Annotated in this window: 15 protein-coding genes and 1 tRNA gene; 10 read left to right on the forward strand and 6 right to left on the reverse strand. The window is 68.3% G+C overall.

Features of this window, described 5'->3' with window-relative positions:
• Positions 1 to 34: 34 nt before the first annotated feature.
• Complete coding sequence (locus tag N2K95_RS04535; RefSeq protein WP_260653723.1) at positions 35 to 1,516, reverse strand: dolichyl-phosphate-mannose--protein mannosyltransferase; 1,482 nt, start codon at positions 1,514 to 1,516, stop codon at positions 35 to 37.
• Positions 1,517 to 1,745: 229 nt separating this feature from the next.
• Here N2K95_RS04535 and rsmI point away from each other — a divergent pair, with 229 nt between their 5' ends.
• Positions 1,746 to 2,612, forward strand: coding sequence for a 16S rRNA (cytidine(1402)-2'-O)-methyltransferase (gene rsmI / locus N2K95_RS04540; RefSeq protein WP_260653110.1), 867 nt, complete (start codon positions 1,746 to 1,748; stop codon positions 2,610 to 2,612).
• Positions 2,613 to 2,781: 169 nt separating this feature from the next.
• Complete coding sequence (locus N2K95_RS04545) at positions 2,782 to 4,263, forward strand: NAD-dependent succinate-semialdehyde dehydrogenase (protein WP_260653111.1); 1,482 nt, start codon at positions 2,782 to 2,784, stop codon at positions 4,261 to 4,263.
• Between the two features lie 94 nt (positions 4,264 to 4,357).
• On the opposite strand, the gene N2K95_RS04550 is transcribed toward N2K95_RS04545, so the two are convergent.
• The 3 genes from N2K95_RS04550 to N2K95_RS04560 are packed head-to-tail and all read right to left on the reverse strand — an operon-like array spanning position 4,358 to position 9,149.
• On the reverse strand, positions 4,358 to 6,703 hold the full coding sequence (locus N2K95_RS04550) for a transglutaminase family protein (protein ID WP_260653112.1): 2,346 nt from the start codon (positions 6,701 to 6,703) through the stop codon (positions 4,358 to 4,360).
• On the reverse strand, positions 6,700 to 8,040 hold the full coding sequence (locus tag N2K95_RS04555) for a DUF58 domain-containing protein (protein ID WP_260653113.1): 1,341 nt from the start codon (positions 8,038 to 8,040) through the stop codon (positions 6,700 to 6,702). Before N2K95_RS04555 ends, N2K95_RS04550 begins: the two co-directional genes overlap by 4 nt.
• A 44-nt stretch (positions 8,041 to 8,084) precedes the next feature.
• Positions 8,085 to 9,149 carry an AAA family ATPase gene (locus N2K95_RS04560; protein WP_260653114.1) on the reverse strand — a complete coding sequence of 355 codons (1,065 nt, stop codon included), beginning with the start codon at positions 9,147 to 9,149 and terminating at the stop codon, positions 8,085 to 8,087.
• A 147-nt stretch (positions 9,150 to 9,296) separates the two neighbouring features.
• On the opposite strand from N2K95_RS04560, the gene N2K95_RS04565 reads away from it, so the two are divergent.
• Positions 9,297 to 10,232, forward strand: coding sequence for a TatD family hydrolase (locus N2K95_RS04565; RefSeq protein WP_260653115.1), 936 nt, complete (start codon positions 9,297 to 9,299; stop codon positions 10,230 to 10,232).
• Between the two features lie 347 nt (positions 10,233 to 10,579).
• A complete protein-coding gene (locus N2K95_RS16250; protein ID WP_313771180.1) occupies positions 10,580 to 11,743 on the forward strand; it encodes a transglycosylase family protein in 1,164 nt (387 codons plus the stop codon).
• A gap of 11 nt (positions 11,744 to 11,754) precedes the next feature.
• On the opposite strand, the gene N2K95_RS04580 is transcribed toward N2K95_RS16250, so the two are convergent.
• On the reverse strand, positions 11,755 to 12,981 hold the full coding sequence (locus N2K95_RS04580) for a helix-turn-helix transcriptional regulator (protein ID WP_260653116.1): 1,227 nt from the start codon (positions 12,979 to 12,981) through the stop codon (positions 11,755 to 11,757).
• Positions 12,982 to 13,230: 249 nt separating this feature from the next.
• On the opposite strand from N2K95_RS04580, the gene rsmA reads away from it, so the two are divergent.
• The 3 genes from rsmA to N2K95_RS04595 are packed head-to-tail and all read left to right on the forward strand — an operon-like array spanning position 13,231 to position 16,996.
• On the forward strand, positions 13,231 to 14,115 hold the full coding sequence (gene rsmA / locus N2K95_RS04585; protein WP_260653117.1) for a 16S rRNA (adenine(1518)-N(6)/adenine(1519)-N(6))-dimethyltransferase RsmA: 885 nt from the start codon (positions 13,231 to 13,233) through the stop codon (positions 14,113 to 14,115).
• Positions 14,116 to 14,134: 19 nt separating this feature from the next.
• Positions 14,135 to 15,097 (forward strand): 4-(cytidine 5'-diphospho)-2-C-methyl-D-erythritol kinase, encoded by a 963-nt coding sequence (locus N2K95_RS04590; protein WP_260653118.1) that lies wholly within the window; start codon positions 14,135 to 14,137, stop codon positions 15,095 to 15,097.
• A 6-nt stretch (positions 15,098 to 15,103) separates the two neighbouring features.
• Positions 15,104 to 16,996 carry an ABC-F family ATP-binding cassette domain-containing protein gene (locus tag N2K95_RS04595; RefSeq protein ID WP_260653119.1) on the forward strand — a complete coding sequence of 631 codons (1,893 nt, stop codon included), beginning with the start codon at positions 15,104 to 15,106 and terminating at the stop codon, positions 16,994 to 16,996.
• Positions 16,997 to 17,003: 7 nt separating this feature from the next.
• Here N2K95_RS04595 and N2K95_RS16255 read toward each other — a convergent pair whose 3' ends face one another.
• Positions 17,004 to 18,089, reverse strand: coding sequence for a TetR family transcriptional regulator (locus tag N2K95_RS16255; RefSeq protein WP_313771181.1), 1,086 nt, complete (start codon positions 18,087 to 18,089; stop codon positions 17,004 to 17,006).
• Positions 18,090 to 18,218: 129 nt separating this feature from the next.
• Between N2K95_RS16255 and N2K95_RS04610 the strand changes: the two genes are divergently transcribed.
• From N2K95_RS04610 to N2K95_RS04620, 3 genes are all read left to right on the forward strand, one after another.
• Positions 18,219 to 18,290 (forward strand) — tRNA-Gln (locus tag N2K95_RS04610).
• Positions 18,291 to 18,452: 162 nt separating this feature from the next.
• Positions 18,453 to 19,877: a bifunctional UDP-N-acetylglucosamine diphosphorylase/glucosamine-1-phosphate N-acetyltransferase GlmU gene (gene glmU / locus N2K95_RS04615; protein WP_260653725.1), complete on the forward strand. Its 1,425-nt coding sequence runs from the start codon at positions 18,453 to 18,455 to the stop codon at positions 19,875 to 19,877.
• Positions 19,877 to 20,860, forward strand: coding sequence for a ribose-phosphate diphosphokinase (locus tag N2K95_RS04620; protein ID WP_230024813.1), 984 nt, complete (start codon positions 19,877 to 19,879; stop codon positions 20,858 to 20,860). Before glmU ends, N2K95_RS04620 begins: the two co-directional genes overlap by 1 nt.
• Positions 20,861 to 20,906 lie beyond the last annotated feature (46 nt).

A 20,906-nucleotide genomic window follows, 5' to 3' on the forward strand; every position in this document is an offset into this window, starting at 1 on the left:
CTCTTTCTGTGCACTGGGCACATGGGTATTGAGACTAAATCCAGCTGGGCATCCACATACGCAGCCGCCAGTCAGAATACGGGATGGTTTCCGCCGTCCAGACCGGCAGGAAGTATGCGGAGAGTGCCAGGACCCCGGCAGCGAAGCAGCAGACGATCAACAGCCCGGTGCGCCGCCGCTGCAGGCTGTCCGTGGGCCGGCCCAGGACCAGGCCAAGGACATACACCAGGGCGAGAACGAGGAACGGTTCGAAGGACACCGCATAGAAGAAGAAGGTGGTCCGTTCAGGATAGGCGAACCAGGGCAGGTAACCGGCAGCCACTCCGGACAGCACGGCACCGGCACGCCAGTCCCGCCGGCCCGCCCAGTAAAACAGCACCACCAGCAGCGCGAGGGCCGCCGCCCACCAGATGAGGGGATTGCCTACCGAGGTAATCGCCGTTGAACAGCTGTCTGCTGCGCAGCCGTTCTCGCCCTTTTCGGCGCCCTCATAGAAGAACGAGGTGGGCCGGCCCATAAACAGCCAGGTCCACGCGGAGGACGAATAGCTGTGCTCCGCCGTCAGGCCGTTGTGGAACGCATACGCGCTGCGGTGGTATTCGGCCAGGGAACGCAGCGGGGCCGGCACCCAGCCCCATCCTTCGTCCGGATTCTGCGCCGCCCACTGCCGGTTGTACGCGTCCTGGGACAGCAGCCACCCGCTCCAGCTGGCCGTATAGGTGATCAGCGCCGCGGGAATGAGGGTCAGGAACGCCGGAACGCCGTCCCGGAGGAGGGCGGCTTCCCACCGGACGACGCCGGCAACCCGTCTGGCGCTGACGTCCCAGAGGACCGTCATCAGGCCGAAGACGGCGACGAAGGCCAGCGCGGACCACTTGGTACCCACGGCCAGGCCGAGGCAGACGCCCGCTGCGATCCGCCACGGACGCCAGAGCAGCCACGGCCCGTACAGGAGCGGTCCGCTGCCGGGGGAGATCAGCCCCCCGGAGCCTGCGGCGCGGGCGAGCGCACGTGCGAGCCGCAGCCGGCCGTCCCTGCGGTCCAGGAGGAGGGCGCCGAAGGCGGCCACAATCCAGAACGTCATGAAGACATCCAGCAGGGACGTGCGGGAGTGGACCAGATGGTGCCCGTCCACGGCCAGGAACAACCCGGCAAGGCCGCCAAGAGCTGCGGAGGAGAACAGCCGGGCGGCGATGAGCCCCAGCAGCAGGACCGTGACGGAGCCGGTCAGTGCAGCGCCGAAGCGCCAGCCGAAGGAATTGTCCGAGCCGAAGAAGGCCATGCCCAGGGCGATCATCCATTTCCCCACGGGCGGGTGCACTACGTACTCGGGTTCATTCAGCAGCACCTGGGGCCGGCCGGCAGCGAAGGACTCGTTGGCGTCCTCGGGCCAGGACCGTTCATAGCCCGACTGCAGCAGGGAGTAGGCGTCCTTGACGTAGTAGGTCTCATCAAATATCAGGGACTCCGGTTCACCCAGCCGGGTGAAACGCAGCACCCCGCCCAGCACGGCCATCACCAGCGGCAGGATCCAGCCCGCCGCTCCCAGCGGGACCAGGGTGCTGCCCAGCAGGCGCTCGCGCAGGGCTTCAAAGGTGTAGGCATGCTGGGGGGACTTGACCGGGGCCGGTGCCTCGCGGCGGGTCGTCGAGGTACCGGAGAGACTCACGCGCACCACTCTATAGCCTGTCGCGTAGGGTTAGAGGGTGGACTCGAGCAAGGTAACAAGCAGTAAGACAGGCACCATGGCAGGCATCGCAGACAAGGACGCCGCAGGGCCCGGGCAGATTGTCCTGGCGGCAACCCCCATCGGCAACATCGGGGATGCGACCAACCGGCTGATCGGGCTGCTGGAAAGCGCCGACATCATTGCCGCGGAGGACACCCGGCGGCTGCACCGGCTGGTCAGCGCCCTCGGTATCACCACGCGGGGCCGGATCATCAGCTACCACGAACATAACGAGGCCTCCCGCACCGCGGATCTGCTGGAGATGGTCCGCGGCGGCGCCACCCTGCTGATGGTGACCGACGCCGGCATGCCGGCCGTGTCCGATCCGGGTTTCCGCCTGGTGGAGGCTGCGGCCGCGGAAGGGCTGACGGTGACCGCAGCCCCCGGACCGTCCGCGGTGCTGACCGCGCTGGCCCTGTCCGGCCTGCCGACGGACCGGTTCTGCTTTGAGGGGTTCCTGCCGCGGAAGCCGGGCGAGCGCAGCAGCCGGCTGGCAAAGCTGGCCAACGAGCAGCGGACCATGGTGTTCTTCGAAGCCCCGCACCGCCTTGAACCCATGCTGCGGGCCCTCGACGAGGCCTTCGGCCCGGGCCGGCGCGCCGCCGTCGCCCGCGAGCTCACCAAGCTGCATGAACAGGTACTGCGCGGCCCGCTGCGTGAACTGCTGGAGTGGGCCGAAGCCGGCGACGTACGCGGTGAAATCGCCGTGGTGGTCGAAGGTGCACCGGACGCAGCGCCGGAACAGGCTGCAGACCACGTGGGGGCCGTCAATTCCCTGGTGGAGAAGGGCATCCGGCTCAAGGACGCCGTGGCCGCGGTTGCCGAGGACGCCAGGATCAGCAAGCGTGAACTGTATTCGGCGGTGCTGGAAACGCGCAGCTGAGCTGCACCGCCCGGGACCGCCTCCGTCGGTGCTGGGCAGATGCACAGTGTTTTCCGTTGACGGCAGTGCACGACCGCATTTACAGGGACTGCTCCCGAAGCCTACGGTGAAAGGGAAACCGCGGGTACGACGCCCGTGTTGGATCCGCTGAACTTTGGAGGCATTTCCCATGGGTATTCCCGCAGACCGTGAAGCCGAACTCCTGGCCCAGGTCCCCACCGGTCTGTTGATTGACGGCCAGTGGCGGGACGCCTCCGGCGGACGCACGTTCGACGTCGAAGATCCGGCCACCGGCAAGATCCTGCTCAGCATCGCCGATGCCTCCACCGAGGACGGTGCGCTCGCCATGGACGCGGCCGTGGCCGCACAGGAGGACTGGGCCCGGACGGTGCCCCGGGAACGCGGGGAAATCCTGCGCCGCGCCTTTGAGCTCGTGACGGAACGCACCGAGGACTTCGCCCTGCTGATGACCCTGGAAATGGGCAAGCCGCTGGCCGAGGCCCGCGGCGAGGTGGCCTACGGTGCCGAGTTCCTGCGCTGGTTCTCCGAGGAAGCCGTCCGCATCTCCGGCCGTTACAGCACCTCCCCGGACGGCAAGTCGCGCCTGCTGGTGAACAAGAAGCCGGTGGGACCCTGCCTGCTGATCACTCCGTGGAACTTCCCGCTGGCCATGGCTACCCGCAAGATTGCCCCTGCCGTGGCCGCCGGCTGCACCATGGTGCTCAAGCCCGCCAAGCTCACCCCCCTGACGTCCCAGCTGTTCGCCGCCGTCATGATGGAAGCCGGACTGCCGGCCGGGGTGCTCAACGTGGTGTCCACTACCTCTGCCGGTGACGTCACCGGCCCCATCCTCAAGGATTCCCGGCTGCGGAAGGTCTCCTTCACCGGATCCACCCCGGTGGGCCAGGGCCTGATCCGGGACGCTGCCGAAAATGTCCTGCGTACCTCCATGGAGCTCGGCGGCAACGCGCCCTTCATTGTTTTCGAGGATGCAGACCTGGAGAAGGCCGTGGACGGTGCCATGGCCGCGAAGCTGCGGAACATGGGCGAGGCCTGCACCGCAGCCAACCGCTTCATCGTCCAGGACACGGTCGCGGACGAATTCGCCGAGAAGTTCGCGGCCCGCGTCGGTGCCATGACCACCGGACGCGGCACCGAGGAGGACACCAAGGTCGGCCCGCTGATTGACGGCAAGTCCCGGGACAAGGTGCACGCCCTGGTCAGCGAGGCGGTCGACGGCGGCGCCGTGGCCCTGGTGGGCGGGGAACCGGTGGACGGACCCGGCTACTTCTACCGGCCCACCGTCCTGAAGAACGTTGCCGCGGACGCACGGATCCTGAAGGAGGAGATCTTCGGGCCGGTGGCACCGATCGTGACCTTCTCCGCGGAAGATGAAGCAGTGGCCCTGGCCAACAACACCGAATACGGATTGGTCTCCTACGTGTTCACGAAGGACCTGAACCGCGGACTGCGGATCGGTGAAAAGCTCGAATCCGGCATGCTGGGACTCAACGCAGGAGTGGTTTCGAACGCCGCCGCACCGTTCGGCGGAGTCAAACAGTCCGGGCTGGGTCGCGAGGGCGGCGCCGAAGGCATCGAGGAATACCTGTACACCCAGTACATCGGCATCGCCGACCCCTTCGCCGGCTAACTCGGCCCGCAGCAGGAAACCCGGTGACGCTGCGGCTTCACCGGGTTTTTGCTTTCCGCTGCACCCGGTTTTCTGCCCGCTGCACGGGGACGGCTCAGCCGTGCCGGAAGCGCAGGGCCAGCGACGGCGGAAGGAACCGGGCATGGATCCGGCCGAGGAAACCCGTGCCGCGGCGCAGTTCCTCCCGCACCGTTTCCAGGTCCGCCCACACAGGAGCCGGTGCCGGTCCGCCGCGGCCTGCTCCGGCATACGCTTCCACCTCGAAGGAGCTGCGGATACGGTTCAGCGCTTCCTCGGCGCGGGGCGACAGCCCGGCCTCCTGGGCCAGCCGGCCCGCATAGGTCCGTGGAGTGTCGGAGGTCCGGCCGGGATAGCCGTAATCGATGCCAAGATCCGCAAGTTCGTCCCAGACCGGACCCGTCCGGCCGTCTGCGGCGGCGTGCCGCCTTCGCGCGGCCCGCCGGCGGCGCATCGCCCAAGGCGTCAGGACGGCAGCCGCTGCCGCCAGCACGCCCAGCAGCGCACCGAGCCAGGCGGTTCCGCCCGCATCACCCGGTTCGAGCACGGTTTCCGGTTCCAGCGGGGCTTCCTGCGGGAGCGCCGGAACCGCTGCAGGCGTTCCCGGGAGGCGCGGATCCTCATCATCGCGGATGGTGGCATCGGCAGGTGCCAACGGCTCCCGGGCGTAGACCGGCACCGACCCGCGGGACGGAGTGGGCTCGAAGCGGACCCAGCCGGCTCCTTCGAAATACAGCTCAGGCCAGGCATGGGCGTCTGAAGAATCGACCTCGAACTCACGCAGCGGTTCGCCGTTGGGTCCGGTTCCCTCCGGTGTGTCGCCGGTGCTCTGCCCGGGTGCGTATCCGAGTGCCATCCGGCTGGGAATGCCCTCCTGCCGGGCCATCACCGCCATGGCCGCAGCGAAATGCACGCAGTAACCGGCCTTCCGCTCGAGGAACTCGGACAGGACTGACATTCCGTTCCCGTCATACCCGCCCTCCACGGGAGCTTCCAGCGAGTAGGAAAACTCCGGGCCACGAAGATACCCCTGGATCGCCATGGCTTTGGCATACGGGGTGGACGCGTCCTTCACCGCCTCCGCGGCTGCGTCACGGATGTTTCCGGGAAGGTCCGCGGGCAGATCCGTGAAAACGGCGTCAACGCTGCCGTTGTCGACTTCCGGAAGCCGTGCCAGCTCCTCGGGCGTGAGCTCCGGGGAAACGCTCAGGACCTGGTAGTCCTGCGTCGAGGCACTGTCGGAGCTGTCGTCCAGGACAGTCATTGTTTTCGGGTCCCAGGACCAGTTCCCCTCAGCGCCGGTCACTCCGAGCGGGTAATAGGGGGCCAACAACCAGGGACTGGAATAGGTTTTGGAGCTGATCCGCGTCACCACCGGGGTGCTGCGGCCTCCTCCCGGCAGGGTGGAGGCATCCGGCGACATGGTGGAAACGCCTTCCCTGCGTTCTGCCGCCCGGATATCCGGACCCCATCGGCTGCCCGAAAAATCCTCCAAGGTGGTGGACCGAAGATAGACAGGATCCGTCGAAGACGTCGAATAGGTGATCCGCCCTGCCGATTGGGGCTGACGCAGGTCGCTGCCCAGGGAGACGACCGGATTCAGTCCGGTGCTGCCGGAGAAGAAGTTGAACCGGGTGCCTTCCGGGAAGGCGCCGCCGCTGAATCCCGGCAGGACTGCGGGCAGCAGCAGCGCCAGTGCAAGGGACGACGCGGAAACCGCAGTTGCGCGTGCCAGCCAGGGCCGCGGAACGCGGGTGCCGGGTCCGTGCTGTTCCCGGCGGGCGCCGGCCGCGAGCAGCACCAGGTAGCCGGCGCCCGCGAGCAGGAAATACCCCGTGCCCAGGCTCTCGGGTTTCAGCACCGCGGGGAGCATGAGGACGGCGAACAGGCCGAGTCCTGCGGTGGCCGGCATCCGCAGCGTGGCCGCCAGGGTATCGGTCAGCACAGCCACCAGCCCGATCCCGGCGCAGCACAGGAACAGGATGCCCGGCAGCGGCTGCACGGGCGTGACCTCGGTGAGGATCACCGTGCGTGCCTCGGACAGCAGCGCATCGGCACGGGCGAGGGTGCCCGGACCGGGCAGGAAGCCCAGGAATGAGGACGATGAAGCAAACAACCAGGTAAGGGTGCACGCCAGGACGGCCATACCGGATACCGGCACCAGCGGTTGCGGCACCCTGAACCTCCGTGCAGCGGCGGTGGCCGCCAGGGGAACGAGGATGGCGAAAAACAGCGGCGTCAGCCAGGACCAGCCTTCGATGACCCCGTGCACGCTGAGCGAACACAGCAGTACGGCCAGGGCACTTGCCGCGCCTACCGCAACGTTGGCCGCTTCACTGCTTCCCCGGGGAGCCGGATCCGGCTCCTGCGGGCTCCCGGACAGCGGAGAGCCGGCTTCGGGGCGTGTCAGCAGGGCGCTCATATCTGCTCCCCGACGGCGTGGACCGACGGGCGGTCCTGGTCGAGGAGGGACCACGCAGCCGGCACCGGAGTTGCCGGGGTCACCGCAGCGGCAATCCACCCGGCGTCCCGGAGGATTTTCACTACCGGGTGCAGCCCGGCCGGCCGGTCCGTGACCAGCAGAATCAGCGGCTGGCGGGCATACCGGGAGGCCGGGGCCAGGACGAGGGCTTCGTCGGTGGTCATCCGCCCCGCAACAACCAGCAGGGGTCCCGGTGCCTGGCCGGATCCGTCCAGTGCCGCAAACGGCACCGCTGCGGCCGGCGGACGCCCGGCCGACGGCGGCGGAACGGGCTCCAAGCCCAGAGCGGCCAGGCCCTCGGCGAGGTTCAGCACGCCGTCGGACCCGCGGAAACCGGTCTCGCTGCCGTCCAGGGCGGAGGGGGAGCGGGCCAGTCCCGGCCGCGAAAGCTCGTCGATAAAGCGCACGCTGAAGCCGGCCTCCGTGAAGAACACGGCAGATGAGATAACGGCCGACACTGCCCACTCGAACGTTTCCGACGTCAGGAGGTCACCGTTGCCGGGAAGCGGTGCCGCTCCGTCAGCATAGGCGGGCAGGCGCTGGTCCAGCAGGATGGAAGCGGTGGGCGCTGTCACTGGTTCCTCCTGCCGGACCATCAGTTCGCCGTGCCGGGCCGTTGCAGCCCAGTGCACACGGCGCATCGGATCCCCGTACCGGTACTCCCGGGTGGACACATCGTCTTCACTGGGCGTTCCGCGGCGTCTGCTGGCTGCGGTGCCGTCGGTGCCCAGGGACCCGAACAAGGACGACGGCGGGAGCTCAAGCGGTGCAGGAGCCACGGCCAGCCGGTCGGTTCCGCCAAGCGTGTGCACGGTCCTGGCCAGCCCCAGGGGATCGAGAAACTCGGCGGTTACCGGACCAATGCCGTAGAGTCCGCGCCGGCTCGACCGCAGCCGGTACTCGTAGGTGCTGCTTCCGTTCTCCGCCGCGTGGACGGCGGGAAACCGGAACACCGGGCTCGGCCCGAAGCGGAACGGCAGGCCCTCCCGCATCACGGCTCCCGACACCGGCGCTCCCCGGCTCTGCACACGCAGCGTCACGGTGGCCGCCGTCCCGGTCTCCACCAGCGGGGGTGCGAAGGTCCGTTCCACCTCAAAGCCCGGTTTGGACAGGCGCAGCAGTGCCGCAGCCAGGACCGGCAGCCCGAGCAGCAGGACCGCAAGGGCCAGCAGGTCCCGGCGTCCCAGTGCGGCTGCGCCGAGCAGCGCCGCCGCACTGGCGCCCAGCAGGCCCCAGCCGCGGGGAGTGAAAAACCTCGTGACGGAGGCGGCTTCCATGGTGGCCTTTCGCTGGGCGGTGCGGCGGAGACGGGCAGAGGCAATCAGCGGTGCAGGCGCTCCTGAGCTGCAGCGGTACGGGGGACTGCTACGGAGGTAATCACGGAAGCAATAACGTCTGCGGCGCTGATTCCGGCTCCGGCGGCCTTGCGCTGGAGCAGGAGCCGGTGGGCGAGGACAGGATCCGCCAGCCTCGTGACGTCGTCGGGCAGTACGAAATCCCGGCCCTCGAGCGCTGCATATGCCTTGGCCGCACGGAGCAGCTGCAGAAGAGCACGCGGACTGGCGCCCAGGCGCAGATCCGGATGTTCCCGGGTGGCACGGCCCAGGGCGACCGTGTACTCTTTGACCGCAGCCGAAACGTAAATATCCCGGACCCGGGCGATCATTGCCGACGCCTCGCGGATCCCCACCACGGGGGTGATGCCGTCCAGGGGCGAGCCGGCCTGGTGGTGGTCCAGCATGTCCACCTCCGAGCGGGCATCGGGGTAGCCAAGGGAAAGCCGGGCCATGAATCTGTCCCGCTGTGCTTCCGGCAACGGATAGGTCCCCTCCATCTCGATGGGGTTCTGCGTGGCCACCACCATGAAGGGCGCCGAGAGTCGGTGCGTGCCGCCGTCGACGGTCACCTGGTGTTCCTCCATGCATTCCAGCAGGGCGGACTGGGTCTTGGCCGAGGCCCGGTTGATCTCATCGGCGATCACCACGTTGGCGAAGACCGGACCCTGGCGGAATTCGAACCGGTGGCTGTCCTGGTTGTAGATGGACACCCCGGTAACGTCCGACGGCAGCAGATCGGGGGTGAACTGGATGCGGCTGACGGTGCAGTCGATGGTTCGGGCAAGCGTTTTCGCGAGCATCGTCTTGCCGACGCCGGGAACGTCCTCCAGCAGCACGTGCCCCTCGGCAAGCAGGACCGTAAGCACCAGCCGGGCAGCTTCTTCCTTGCCGTCTATGACGGTGTTGACCGCGGCGAGGATACCGTCGGCCGCAGCGGCGAAGGACTCTGCGTCAATGGTGGAGGAGGAGGACTGGAGAGTGGTGGGGGATTGCCGGGAAGGAAAGCCGTTGAGGGACGCTGCGGCGGCAGGGGAGAGCGGAGCGTCCATGGACACCTTCCATGCTCGGCGGTGGCTGCTGCAACACGCGGGGCGCCCGCGGGATAGACAGGCTGGGATACAGGCTGAAATGTCCGTGCGGTGAAGGCAGACAGCGGTTTGTCCCCTCAGGCTACTAGCTCACCTAGGCTTAAGAACATGAGTAATCGAAGTGGATTTGTCCCGGGAAGCATACCGGCGGCCTACCTGCCGCCGGCCGAAGACGCCGGATCCGTCCGGCACAAGGGCAAAGGATATCCGCCGGCGCCTGAGCCGCTGCCGGTGCCCGTCATGGATAACCACACGCATTTCGACTTCCCGGCCGACAACGGCGGAGGCGGTTTTACGGCCGCCCTTGCCGCTGCCCTGGATGCGGCGGAAGCCGCGGGCGTCTCCGGTGCCGTCCAGGTGGGAACCGATCTCGAGTCCTCCCGGTTCACCGCTGCCGCCGTCGATTCCGATCCGCGCCTGCTCGGTGCGGTGGCCATCCATCCCAACGATGCCCCCGTGCTGGCCGGGGAGGGGACGCTGGAGCCGGCGCTTGCCGAGATCGAGGCGCTCGCCGCCCATCCGCGGATCCGGGCCATCGGGGAAACCGGGCTGGACTATTTCCGGACCGGGGAAGACGGCAGGGAACAGCAGCATTATTCCTTCCGCCGGCACATTGACATTGCCAAGCGCCTGGGGCTTGCCCTGCAGATCCACGACCGCGACGCCCACGACGACGTCGTCCGCCTGCTGAAGGAGGAGGGAGCTCCCGGCACGGTGGTCTTCCACTGCTTCTCCGGGGACACCGAGCTGGCACGTATCTGCAACGACAACGGCTGGTACATGTCCTTCTCGGGAACGGTGACTTTCAAGAACTCGCACAATCTCCACGAGGCGCTCGCGGTTGCGGACCGGGAGCTGCTGCTGGTGGAAACGGACGCGCCGTTCCTCACACCCCATCCGCACCGCGGGCGTCCGAATGCGAGTTACATGGTGCCTTACACGGTGCGTTCCATGGCCGCCCGGCTGGGCGCGGACCTGTCGGAGCTGGGAGCGCAGCTTTCGGCAAACACGGTTCGGGCCTACGGATCCTGGGCCGAGGCATAGCCCTCCCTCCACAGGCGCCGGAGGCAGAAGCGCGGAGCAGGTGTGCGGGTAGCTCCGGACAGCGTGTTTGCCACCACATCACGGTTCGGTTACGGTAGGGAACAATTAGCCGGGGTCGGGGAAGGCATCCGGACTATCACTTGCATTTTTTGCGGGACTGTGCCGTTCAGCGGTGCGGACCTGTAAACCCGCAGGGGGCAGCACAAGTCTGCTGCCCTCCACGGGTTGCGTTCCGCCAAGCCTGTGCCTGGCCGCGTTCCATTCACACTGCCCCCGGGCAGCGTGACCTGGACTGCGGATGGCGCTTCAAGTCCCCGTGCCCGGATTCTTTGACCGTTTGGAATCTCGTGGCAAGTTCACTCGCAAAGCGTGGGGTAAAGATCGTCGGCCAGGCAACCGTGATGGTCTGCCTCCTGTTGGGACTGGTCGCCTTTGTCGGCGCCAGCAAATCGGTGGTGCTGACTGTCGACGGCGAAACCCGGAAGGTGCAGACCTTCGACGGCACCGTTGCCGACGTCCTGGAAAAGGCCGATGTCTCCGTCTCCTCCGCTGACCGCGTGACCCCCGAACCGGCGGCCGCGGTGGAGGACGGCACCACCATCGAAGTCGAGCGTGCCCTCGCCGTGGACGTGACGGTGGACGGCAAGGGGACCACGGTCCACACCACGGGGGAGACCGTGGAGGACCTGGTCTCGGAGCTCCGGGTCTCCACCAACTCCGCCGTTTCCGCCCCGCTGGACAGCTCGCTCGAGGGGTTGAACGGCAGCATTTCGATCTCCACTCCCAAGACCGTGTTCGTCACCGTGGACGGGAAAACCCACGAGCGCAGCACCACCGCGGGGACCGTCCGGGACCTGCTGAAGGAATCAGGGGTGAAGCTGGGCGCAGCGGACCAGGTGTCGGCGCCGCGCAGCGCCGGCCTGGTGGACGGCATGGGCCTGAAGGTTACCCGCGTCTCCGCCGGCGTGGAGGAAACGGTCACGGAGCCGGTGCCGTTCACCAGCGCCGAGGTTCCGGACGCCACCCTGGTGGAGGGCGAAAAGAAGGTGACCACTGCCGGAGTGAACGGCGAACGGACACGCATCTTCTCGGTCACCGTGGTGGACGGCAAGGAAATCAGCCGGACCCTCGTCAAGGAAAGCGTCACGAAGGAACCGGTGGCCGAAGCCGTCGCGAAGGGCACCAAGAAGCGCACCGAAGCCAAGCCCGCCACGCCGCCGGCAGCCACCCCGCCGGCTGCCGGAAGAGGCGGGGAAGCACCCGCTTCCGGCACCTGGGCCGCACTGGCGCAGTGTGAATCCGGTGGAAACTGGCATATCAACAGCGGCAACGGCTACTACGGCGGCCTGCAGTTCAGCTCCGGCAGCTGGCTTGGTGCCGGTGGCGGCGCCTACGCACCGGTGGCCAGCGATGCCACTCCGGAGCAGCAGATTGCCGTGGCTGAGAAGCTGCGGGCCAACGGCGGATGGGGCCACTGGCCGTCCTGCGCCTCGAAGCTCGGCCTGCTCTAAGCGGGCTCAGCTCAGCAGGCAGCAATCCGGTGGGCCAGGGCAGCGGCGTGCGCTGCCCGGTCCCCGGCCCCGGCCGAGCGGAAGGACCGTTCGCTGTCCGCCAGATAGGCGGAACCGGCGTCGGCCCGGCCGGTCCGCGCCAGGGCGAGGCCCAGATGGAGGGCGAGTTCGCCCGAATCCTGGGGAGACAGTTCGTCCCGGTGGCTGTAGACGTCCGAGAGCATTCCGACCGCCCGGGAGTGCTCACCCAGCAGGTCCAGCAGGAGGCCCCGGCTGTGGGCCAGTTCCAGCTGTTCGGGACCGGACAGCCCCACCACCGACATCGCCGCCTCGGCATGCTCGATACAGGCAAGTGTCTCGTCGTCGGAAATGCCCGCGGCGAGGCGCATGGCCGCCGTCGCGTTGTTGAACCGGGCCCACAGCTCGACGTCGGTCCCCGGCTGCAGCAGGTCCCCGGCAGCGCGGTGGTGCAGCAGCCCGGTGCGTATGTCACCGCGGCGGAACGCTACGGTGCCCACCGCCCAGAGGGCCTTGCCCCTGGTCCGGCGGCCCACCCCCGACTCCAGCAGCGGCAGGATCAGGGTGCGGCAGTAGCCCCAGGCCTCTTCGATCCGGCCGGCCTCGGCCAGGGCGGCAACTAGTCCCTCGCACGCTTCGAGGAAGGCCGCACCTCCAACCGCTGAGCCCTGCACCTTCGCCACGGCCCTGCGGGCATGGGCAACTGCCGCCTCCAGTTCTCCGGCGCCCTGGTGGGCGGCGGCGAGCAGGGTTTCGGCCTGTGCCGCCCGGGCAGGGTGCTCCGACGCCAGGGGATGGCGGGCCAGGCTGAACGCTTTTCCGATGCTGTCCCGATAGGCGTGGACGGTGCACAGACAGCGGGCGGCCAGATAGGTCAGCTCCCACCAGGCAGGCAGATCTCCCTCAGCCAGCGCAGCTTCCGCCCCTGCTCCCGCCAGGAAACACGCCGTACCGTAGTCCCGCTCGTCCACTGCCTGACGGGCGGAGAGTTCAAGGAAAAGGGCGGTCTCGTCTCCGGTGCGGCCCCCGCCCCGGCTCCCGGTACTGCCGGGGGCAAGCCGCTCGCACAGCAGCCGGACCGCGCCCGGTGCGGGTTCCCTCCGCCCGGTTTCCAGCAGGGAGATTTCCCGCGGCGGAAGGATCCCGTCGCCCAGCTGAGTCTGTGTCAGGCCACGCTGCTGCCGCTCCGACCGCAGCTTGTCACCGAATGATTTACCCATCGTCGATACCGCCGATCCCAGGGGTGCGGCACACTGTCGCCGGTGCCGGCAATGCGGTCGATGCTACCGGCGGGAGTCCGCCCTCGGCAGAGCAGGCCGCTGTTCCGGGCGGCAAAACAGCGAAGTCCCCGGCATCCCCGTAACGTCCGGTGCGTGCGTCGGGGAACCGGGTCCGGGGGACTGTCCCGGAACGACCAGCAGCCGGATGCCCGCACCCGGCTGCTGCGCCCGCTCGGCTAGTATTACTGGGTGAGAGAATCCGAACCCGCCCCCCGAACACCCGTCCCCGCGCTCCTTGGCGCCTCGGATATCCGGGCGCTGGCGGAGGAACTCGGAGTCCGCCCCACCAAGACGCTGGGCCAGAACTTCGTCATTGACGGAAACACCATCCGCCGGATTGTGGCCGCAGCCGATATTGCGCCCGGTGAAACGGTGCTGGAAGTAGGCCCGGGACTGGGGTCGCTCACCCTGGGCCTCCTCGACGCAGCCGAATCAGTGGTGGCTGTGGAGATTGATCCAGTCCTTGCCGGCAAGCTGCCTTCCACCGTGGCCGAACGGCGTCCGGAAGCGGCGGACCGGCTGCACGTTGTCCTCGGCGACGGCATGCGGATTCGGGAACTGCCTAGGGAGCCCACCGCGCTGGTGGCGAACCTGCCCTATAACGTTGCGGTCCCCGTGGTGCTGCACCTGCTGGAGCACTTCCCGTCCCTGCAGCACGGCCTGGTCATGGTGCAGGACGAAGTCGCTGACCGGATGGCCGCCAAACCCGGCTCCAAGACGTACGGCGTACCCTCCGTGAAAGCGGCCTGGTACGCACAGATGCGCAAGGCCGGCGTGATCGGCATGAACGTGTTCTGGCCGGCGCCGAAGATCGCTTCCGGGCTGGTGGGGTTTGTCCGGCATGAACCGCCGCAGACCCGTGCCACCCGCGAAGAGGTGTTTGCCGTCATCGACGCCGCTTTTGCCCAGCGCCGCAAGACGCTGCGCGCCGCCCTGGCCGGCTGGGCGGGCAGCCCCGCGGAGGCGGAGAAGGCGCTGCGTGCAGCAGGGGTGGACCCCAGCGCCCGCGGCGAGGTCCTGGACATTGCCGCTTTCGCCCGCATTGCCGAGGCACGGAAGCCGCTCATTGCCTGAGGAAAAGGAACCCGTTGAGATGTCCGTCGCGCGTTCCGTCCGCGTCCGGACCCCCGGGAAGATCAACGTCTCCCTGAAAGTGGGCCCGCTGCGCCCGGACGGCTACCACAGCGTGGCCAGCGTCTACCTGGCCGTGTCCCTTTTCGAGGAAGTAACGGCCACGGAGCTGCCCGCGGATGAGATTCGGCTGACGCTCAGCGATCCGGAGGGCCGCCTCCCGGAGGCCGGGATTCCGCTGGACGGGGACAACCTTGCCGCCCGTGCCGCCCGGGCGGTTGCGTCCCGGGCGGGCAGGGACCGCGCGGGTGTGCACCTGCACATCACCAAGCGCGTACCGGTGGCCGGCGGGATGGGCGGCGGCTCGGCGGACGCCGCGGCCGCCCTGGTCGCCTGCAACGAACTCTGGAACGCAGGCCTGGGGCCGGCCGATCTGGCGGATCTGGCTGCAGGCCTCGGAGCCGATGTGCCGTTCGCCCTGCTCGGCGGCGCTGCAGCCGGGCTGGGGGTGGGGGACCGCCTCACCCCGGTCCCGGCACCGCAGCAGCTGCACTGGGTCCTGGTGCCGGCTGCCTACGGACTCTCCACCCCGCAGGTCTACGCCGCCGTCGACCGGCTCCGCGACGGGGCCGACGTCGCCGAACCCATGGAAGCGGACCCGACGGTCCTCGCCGCCCTGGCAGACGGGAACACCGCCGCGCTGGCAGGCGTTCTAGGAAATGACCTGCAGGCGGCCGCACTGGAGCTTGCCCCCGGACTCCGGTCCGTGCTGGAGGCGGGGATCCGGCTCGGTGCCCTCGCCGGCATGGTCTCCGGCTCCGGACCTACCCTGGCCTTCCTGGCAGCCGGCGAAGCCGCCGCGTCCGCCCTGGCTGCCGCCCTGCGCGCCGAAGGGTATGACGCCCTGGCCGCCTACGGGCCGGCCGAGGGCGCCGTCGTGCTTCCGGCCGCCGAAACCACCGCACCTCAGACGTACAGAAAGTAGTACCGATTGGCACACCTGCTTGGCGCTGAGAACCTCAGCATTTCCTTTGGCACCCGCACGATCCTGGACGGGGTTTCCCTGGGCCTGGAGGAGGGGGACCGCATTGGCGTCGTCGGCCGCAACGGCGACGGCAAGTCCACCTTGATGCGCCTGCTGGCCGAACGGCAGACGCCCGACGAGGGCCGGGTCACCCGCCGCCGCGACGTCACTGTCGGCTACCTGGACCAGTCCGACGTGCTGGACGGCGACCTGACCGTGGGCCAGGCGATCGTTGGCGACGCCGACGACTATGAGTGGGCGTCCAACGCACGGATCCGCGACGTGATGAGCGGGCTGATCCAGGAAGTGGACTGGAACGCCTCCGTCTCCTCGCTCTCCGGCGGGCAGAAGCGCCGCGTGGCACTGGCCAAGCTGCTCACCGGGGACGACGACGTCGTTATGCTCGACGAGCCCACCAACCACCTCGACGTGGAGGGCGTGGCCTGGCTGGCCCAGCACCTGAAGACCCGCTGGCGGCAGGACGCCGGCGGCCTGCTCGTGGTCACCCACGACCGGTGGTTCCTGGACGAAATCTGCACCCGCACCTGGGAAGTGCATGACGCCGTGATCGACCCGTTCGACGGCGGCTACGCGGCCTACGTGCTGGCCCGCGCCGAGCGCGACCGGATGGCCGGCGTCATCGAAAACAAGCGCCAGCAGCTCGTGAAGAAGGAACTGGCCTGGCTGCGCCGCGGCGCCCCGGCCCGCACCGCCAAGCCCAAGTTCCGGATCGAGGCGGCGAACAACCTGATCGCCGACGTGCCGGAGCCGCGCGACACGCTGTCGCTGAACAAGATGGCCACCGCCCGCCTGGGCAAGGACGTGCTGGACCTCGAGGAGGTGTCGCTGACCCTGGGCGACACCGAGCTGTTCAAGAACGTCACCCTGCGCCTGGCGCCGGGCGAGCGGCTCGGCCTGGTCGGCGTCAACGGCGCCGGCAAGACCACCCTGCTGCGGCTGCTCAACGGCGAAATCGAGCCCACGACCGGCCGGCTCAAGCGCGGCAAGACCGTGCAGACCGCCGTCCTGACCCAGGAGGTCAAGGAGCTGGACGAGGTCGCCGACCTGCGCGTGATAGAGGTCATCGAAAACGAAAAGCGCGTCTTCAGCGTCGGCGGCAAGGACGTCTCCGCCGGGCAGCTGGTGGAGCAGCTGGGCTTCTCCCAGCAGCGCCAGTGGACCCCGGTGCGGGAGCTTTCCGGCGGTGAGCGGCGCCGGCTGCAGCTGCTGCGCCTGCTCGTGGGCGAACCCAACGTGCTGATGCTCGATGAGCCCACCAACGACCTGGACACCGATACCCTGGCCGCGGTCGAGGACGTGCTGGACGGCTGGCCCGGCACGCTCGTGGTGGTCTCGCACGACCGGTACCTGCTCGAGCGCGTCACCGACCACCAGATGGCCCTGCTCGGCGACGGAAAGCTGCGCGGCCTGCCCAACGGCGTCGACCAGTACCTCGAGCTGCGCGGCCAGGCCCTCGCCAAGAACTCCTCGGCCTCGACGGCGGCGCGCGGGTCCTCACAGGCTGCACGTGCCGCAGCGGCCGGAGCCTCCCGGCCAGGCGGTTCTTCCGCAGCCTCTGCGCCCTCCGGCGGCGGGACGACGACGGCGCTGGCCGGCTCCGGTGCGTCCGAAGCGGAAAAGCGGGCGGCCAAGAAGGACCTGACCCGGATTGAGCGCCAGCTCAGCAAGCTGACCGCGCAGGCCGAGAAGATCAACGCACAGATGAACGACGCCACCCAGAAAGCGGGCGGCGCGGACTTTGAACTGATCGGCGAGCTCAACGCCAAGCTGCAGGCCGTGGCAGCCGAGCAGGAGGACTTGGAAATGCAGTGGCTGGAGGCCTCGGAAGTCCTCGAGTAGGAACTGCTTAGCCCAGCAGCATGGGCAGGATGTGCTCGCTCAGCAGCGGCGAGAGGTCGGTGCGTTCCGCTGCAGCCGCCGGCGCGGTCCAGAGAATCTCTTCGATCTCCGCGGCTGCAGCGGGCTGCGGGCTTCCCGCGGGAAGGGTCCAGGCGAACAGGCCGGCGTCTATGAACGTGTTTTCCTCGTTCGCTGCCGGACCGTACCAGCGGCCCAGATCTTCCAGGTCCGCGGCGGCAACGGTGAGTCCGAGTTCCTCGCCGATCTCCCGTGCGGCTGCCTCGGCGAAGGTCTCGCCCGGCTCAAGCTTTCCGCCGGGCTGCATAAAGCGGGAGGTGCCGCGTTTACGGACGAGCAGGATCCGGCCGTCGTCGTCGTGAACCAGGACTGCCGAAAGACGCAGGACGGCGGGACTGGGTCCGTCGCCGCCGGCCGGGGCGGCAGCAGCGGAGCCGAGCACCGGCATGTGGGAGAGCTGCGGATCCTTCTGCAGCCCCGCCAGGCCGTTCCAGGACAGGTTCACCAGGTGCGCCGCCACGGTGGCCTTGTCCGGGGTCCGGGTGTCCAGCCACCACTGGCCGGTCATGGCCACCATGCCCACCAGCATCTGCGCGTACATCCCGCCCACCTCGGCGCTCAGGCCGCGGCTGCCGAACTCCTTGGAGAGGATGTGTTCCGCGTGCCGGGTGATCCGGGACAGCAGGGTGGAAAATGTCCCCTCCGGCTGGGACAGAGGCGCATCCCGGGTGAGGATCCGGAAACCGTCGGTGGAGTTCTCGATATAGTCCAGCAGGGCATACGCAGCCCGTTCCAGCAGCACCCGGGGACCGGCATCAGCGCTGAGCGACTCGGTCATCACCTCAAGCAGGCGGCGGAACTCAATGTCCACCACCTCGTTGTAGAGGCCCTCCTTGGAGCCGAAATGCTCGTAGACCACCGGTTTGGAAACACCGGCCGCGGCCGCAATGTCCTCGATGGTCGCGCCGTCGAGGCCACGCAGGGCAAACAGCCCGCGTGCCACCTCGATGAGCTGGGCGCGTCGCTGGATGCCGGTCATACGCAGGCGCGTGCCGCCCGCGGAAGTCTTTACCACCGGACTAGTGTACCCACGCGGGTCCGTGGCAGACGGAGGGCGTGCCCGGGCGGCCGCGACTCAACTCGCGAACACATCGGCTCCCGTGGCAGACTAAACTCTTGTGTGCGGGGCTAGCCACGCACATGGTCCGCCCTGGTGTAATGGCAGCACCCCGGCCTTTGGAGCCGTGGAGTATAGGTTCGAATCCTATGGGCGGAACGCTGTGCAGTGTGCCTGTGAGGGCCGCCGCGCACCAGAAATACGCCGGCCGTACCACCGAGGAGCGCCATTTTCGTGACCACCAACGATGTCCGAACCAGTGGGGCCTCCACCGGCGCTTTGTCGGCAGTGATCGTCCTTGCAGCCGGCGCCGGCACCCGGATGAAGTCCCGGACCCCGAAGATCCTGCATCCCGTGGGCGGCATCTCGATGCTCGGCCACGCCCTCGCCGCAGCCTCCGAGCTGCACCCCCGTTTCCTGGCCGTCGTCGTGCGCCACGAACGCGACCTTGTCGCCGCGCACGCCGCCGAGCAGGCACCGGCGGCCGTCATCGTGGACCAGGACTCGATTCCCGGTACCGGCCGCGCGGTCCAGGTGGCCCTTTCGGCGCTGGACGCCGCTGCCGGGCTCGAAGGCACCGTCGTGGTGACTTACGGCGACACTCCGCTGCTTGAAGCGCAGACCCTGCGCAACCTGGTGGCCGTGCATGAAACGTCCGGCAACGCCGTGACCGTGCTGACCGCCCGGCTCGCAGACCCGACCGGCTACGGGCGGGTGCTGCGGGCAGAAGACGGCACCGTCACCGGAATCGTTGAGCACAAGGACGCCTCTGACGAGCAGCGGGCCGTTCGCGAGATCAACTCCGGGATTTATGCCTTCGACGCCGCGGTGCTGCGCAGCGCGCTGGAATCGGTCACCACCGCTAACTCGCAGGGCGAAATGTACCTGACCGACGTCCTGGGCATCGCCCGCGCCGCCGGCGGACGCATCAGCGCCGTTGTCACCGATGACACCTGGCAGGTGGAGGGTGTCAATGACCGCGTCCAGCTTGCCGCGCTCAACGCAGAACACAACCGGCGCAACCTGGATAAGTGGATGCGGGCCGGTGTCACCGTCGCGGATCCGGCGACAACCTGGATCGACTCGACGGTGACCCTGGCCGAAGACGTCACGATCCTCCCGGGCACGCAGCTGCACGGCTCCACCAGCATCGCCCGGGACGCCGTCGTCGGACCGGACACCACCCTGACCAACGTCACCGTGGGCGAGGGTGCGCACGTGGTGCGGACCCACGGGAGCGACGCCGTGCTGGGTGCCGGAACCAGCGTCGGACCGTTCGCCTACCTGCGCCCCGGAACCGTGCTGGGGGCCAGGGGCAAGATCGGCACCTTCGTGGAAACCAAGAACGCCGACATCGGCGCCGGGTCAAAGGTTCCCCACCTTTCCTATGTGGGGGACGCCACCATCGGCGAGGAGTCCAACATCGGTGCAGCGTCCGTTTTCGTGAACTACGACGGCGTCAACAAGCACCATACGACCATCGGATCGCATGTGCGCATGGGCAGCGACAACATGTACGTGGCGCCCGTCACGGTGGGCGACGGCGCGTACAGTGGAGCCGGAACGGTGGTCCGCAAGGATGTGCCCGCCGGTGCCCTCGCAATCAACGTCGCGCCTCAGCGCAACCTCGACGGGTGGGTGCTGGACAAGCGTCCCGGGACTGCCGCCGCGGAAGCTGCGGCAGCCGCGGCCACCAACACTTCTTCCTCAGTAACTGATTCCCCCACGCGAGAAAGCGATCATTAATGAGCAGCGAGATCACCGCACAAGGTGAAAAGAAGCTTGTCCTTGCCACTGGCCGGGCACACCCGGAGCTGGCCGAGGAGATCGCACGCTGTCTTGACACGGATCTGCTGCCGCTGGCGTCCTACGACTTCGCCAACGGCGAGATCTACGTCCGTCCCGGCGAGAGTGTCCGCGGCACCGATGCCTTCGTGATCCAGGCCCATCCGGCGCCGATGAACAACTGGCTGATGGAACAGCTGATTACCGTTGATGCGCTGAAGCGGGCCTCCGCCAAGCGGATCACCGTGGTGTCCCCGTTCTATCCGTACGCCCGGCAGGATAAGAAGGGCCGCGGCCGCGAACCGATTTCCGCCCGCCTGATCGCCGACCTGTACAAGACTGCCGGCGCGGACCGCATCATGAGCGTGGACCTGCACACCTCGCAGATCCAGGGCTTCTTTGACGGCCCCGTTGACCACCTGATGGCCATCCCGCTGCTGGCCGACTACATCCGCACCCGCGTCGACGTCTCCAACGTCACGGTGGTGTCCCCGGACACCGGCCGTGTCCGTGTCGCTGAGCAGTGGGCCGAGCGCCTGGGCGGTTCGCCGCTGGCCTTCGTGCACAAGAGCCGCGACCTGACCGTCCCGAACCAGGCAGTGTCCAAGCAGGTCGTGGGCCAGGTGGAAGGCCGCACCTGCGTGCTGATCGACGACATGATCGACACCGGCGGCACCATTGCCGGCGCCGTCCGGGTGCTCAAGGAAGCCGGAGCCAAGGACGTCATCATCGCCGCCACCCACGCCGTGTTCTCGGACCCGGCCGCCCGGACCCTTGCCGAATCCGGTGCCCGCGAAGTCGTGGTGACGAACACGCTGCCGATCCCGGCCGCCAAGCGCTTTGACCAGCTGACCGTGCTTTCGATTGCCCCGCTGATTGCGCGGGCCATCAAGGAGGTCTTCGAAGACGGATCAGTCACGAGCCTCTTCGACGGCAAGGCCTAGCACTTACAGCACCGTCTGAACCCAACCGCCCGCCCGGACCGCACCT

This window comes from Arthrobacter zhaoxinii, from assembly GCF_025244925.1.
In the GTDB taxonomy this organism is placed as follows: Bacteria; Actinomycetota; Actinomycetes; order Actinomycetales; family Micrococcaceae; genus Arthrobacter_B; species Arthrobacter_B zhaoxinii.

Coding starts and splice junctions, on each gene's coding strand:
- N2K95_RS04545 (WP_260653111.1), top strand. CDS start 2,782: ATGGGTATTCCCGCAGACCGTGAAGCCGAACTCCTGGCCCAGGTCCCC.
- N2K95_RS04560 (WP_260653114.1), bottom strand. CDS start 9,149: ATGGACGCTCCGCTCTCCCCTGCCGCCGCAGCGTCCCTCAACGGCTTT.
- N2K95_RS04565 (WP_260653115.1), top strand. CDS start 9,297: ATGAGTAATCGAAGTGGATTTGTCCCGGGAAGCATACCGGCGGCCTAC.
- N2K95_RS04555 (WP_260653113.1), bottom strand. CDS start 8,040: ATGGAAGCCGCCTCCGTCACGAGGTTTTTCACTCCCCGCGGCTGGGGC.
- rsmI (WP_260653110.1), top strand. CDS start 1,746: ATGGCAGGCATCGCAGACAAGGACGCCGCAGGGCCCGGGCAGATTGTC.
- N2K95_RS04580 (WP_260653116.1), bottom strand. CDS start 12,981: ATGGGTAAATCATTCGGTGACAAGCTGCGGTCGGAGCGGCAGCAGCGT.
- N2K95_RS04590 (WP_260653118.1), top strand. CDS start 14,135: ATGTCCGTCGCGCGTTCCGTCCGCGTCCGGACCCCCGGGAAGATCAAC.
- N2K95_RS04550 (WP_260653112.1), bottom strand. CDS start 6,703: ATGAGCGCCCTGCTGACACGCCCCGAAGCCGGCTCTCCGCTGTCCGGG.
- glmU (WP_260653725.1), top strand. CDS start 18,453: ATGAAGTCCCGGACCCCGAAGATCCTGCATCCCGTGGGCGGCATCTCG.
- N2K95_RS04620 (WP_230024813.1), top strand. CDS start 19,877: ATGAGCAGCGAGATCACCGCACAAGGTGAAAAGAAGCTTGTCCTTGCC.
- N2K95_RS04535 (WP_260653723.1), bottom strand. CDS start 1,516: ATGGCCGTGCTGGGCGGGGTGCTGCGTTTCACCCGGCTGGGTGAACCG.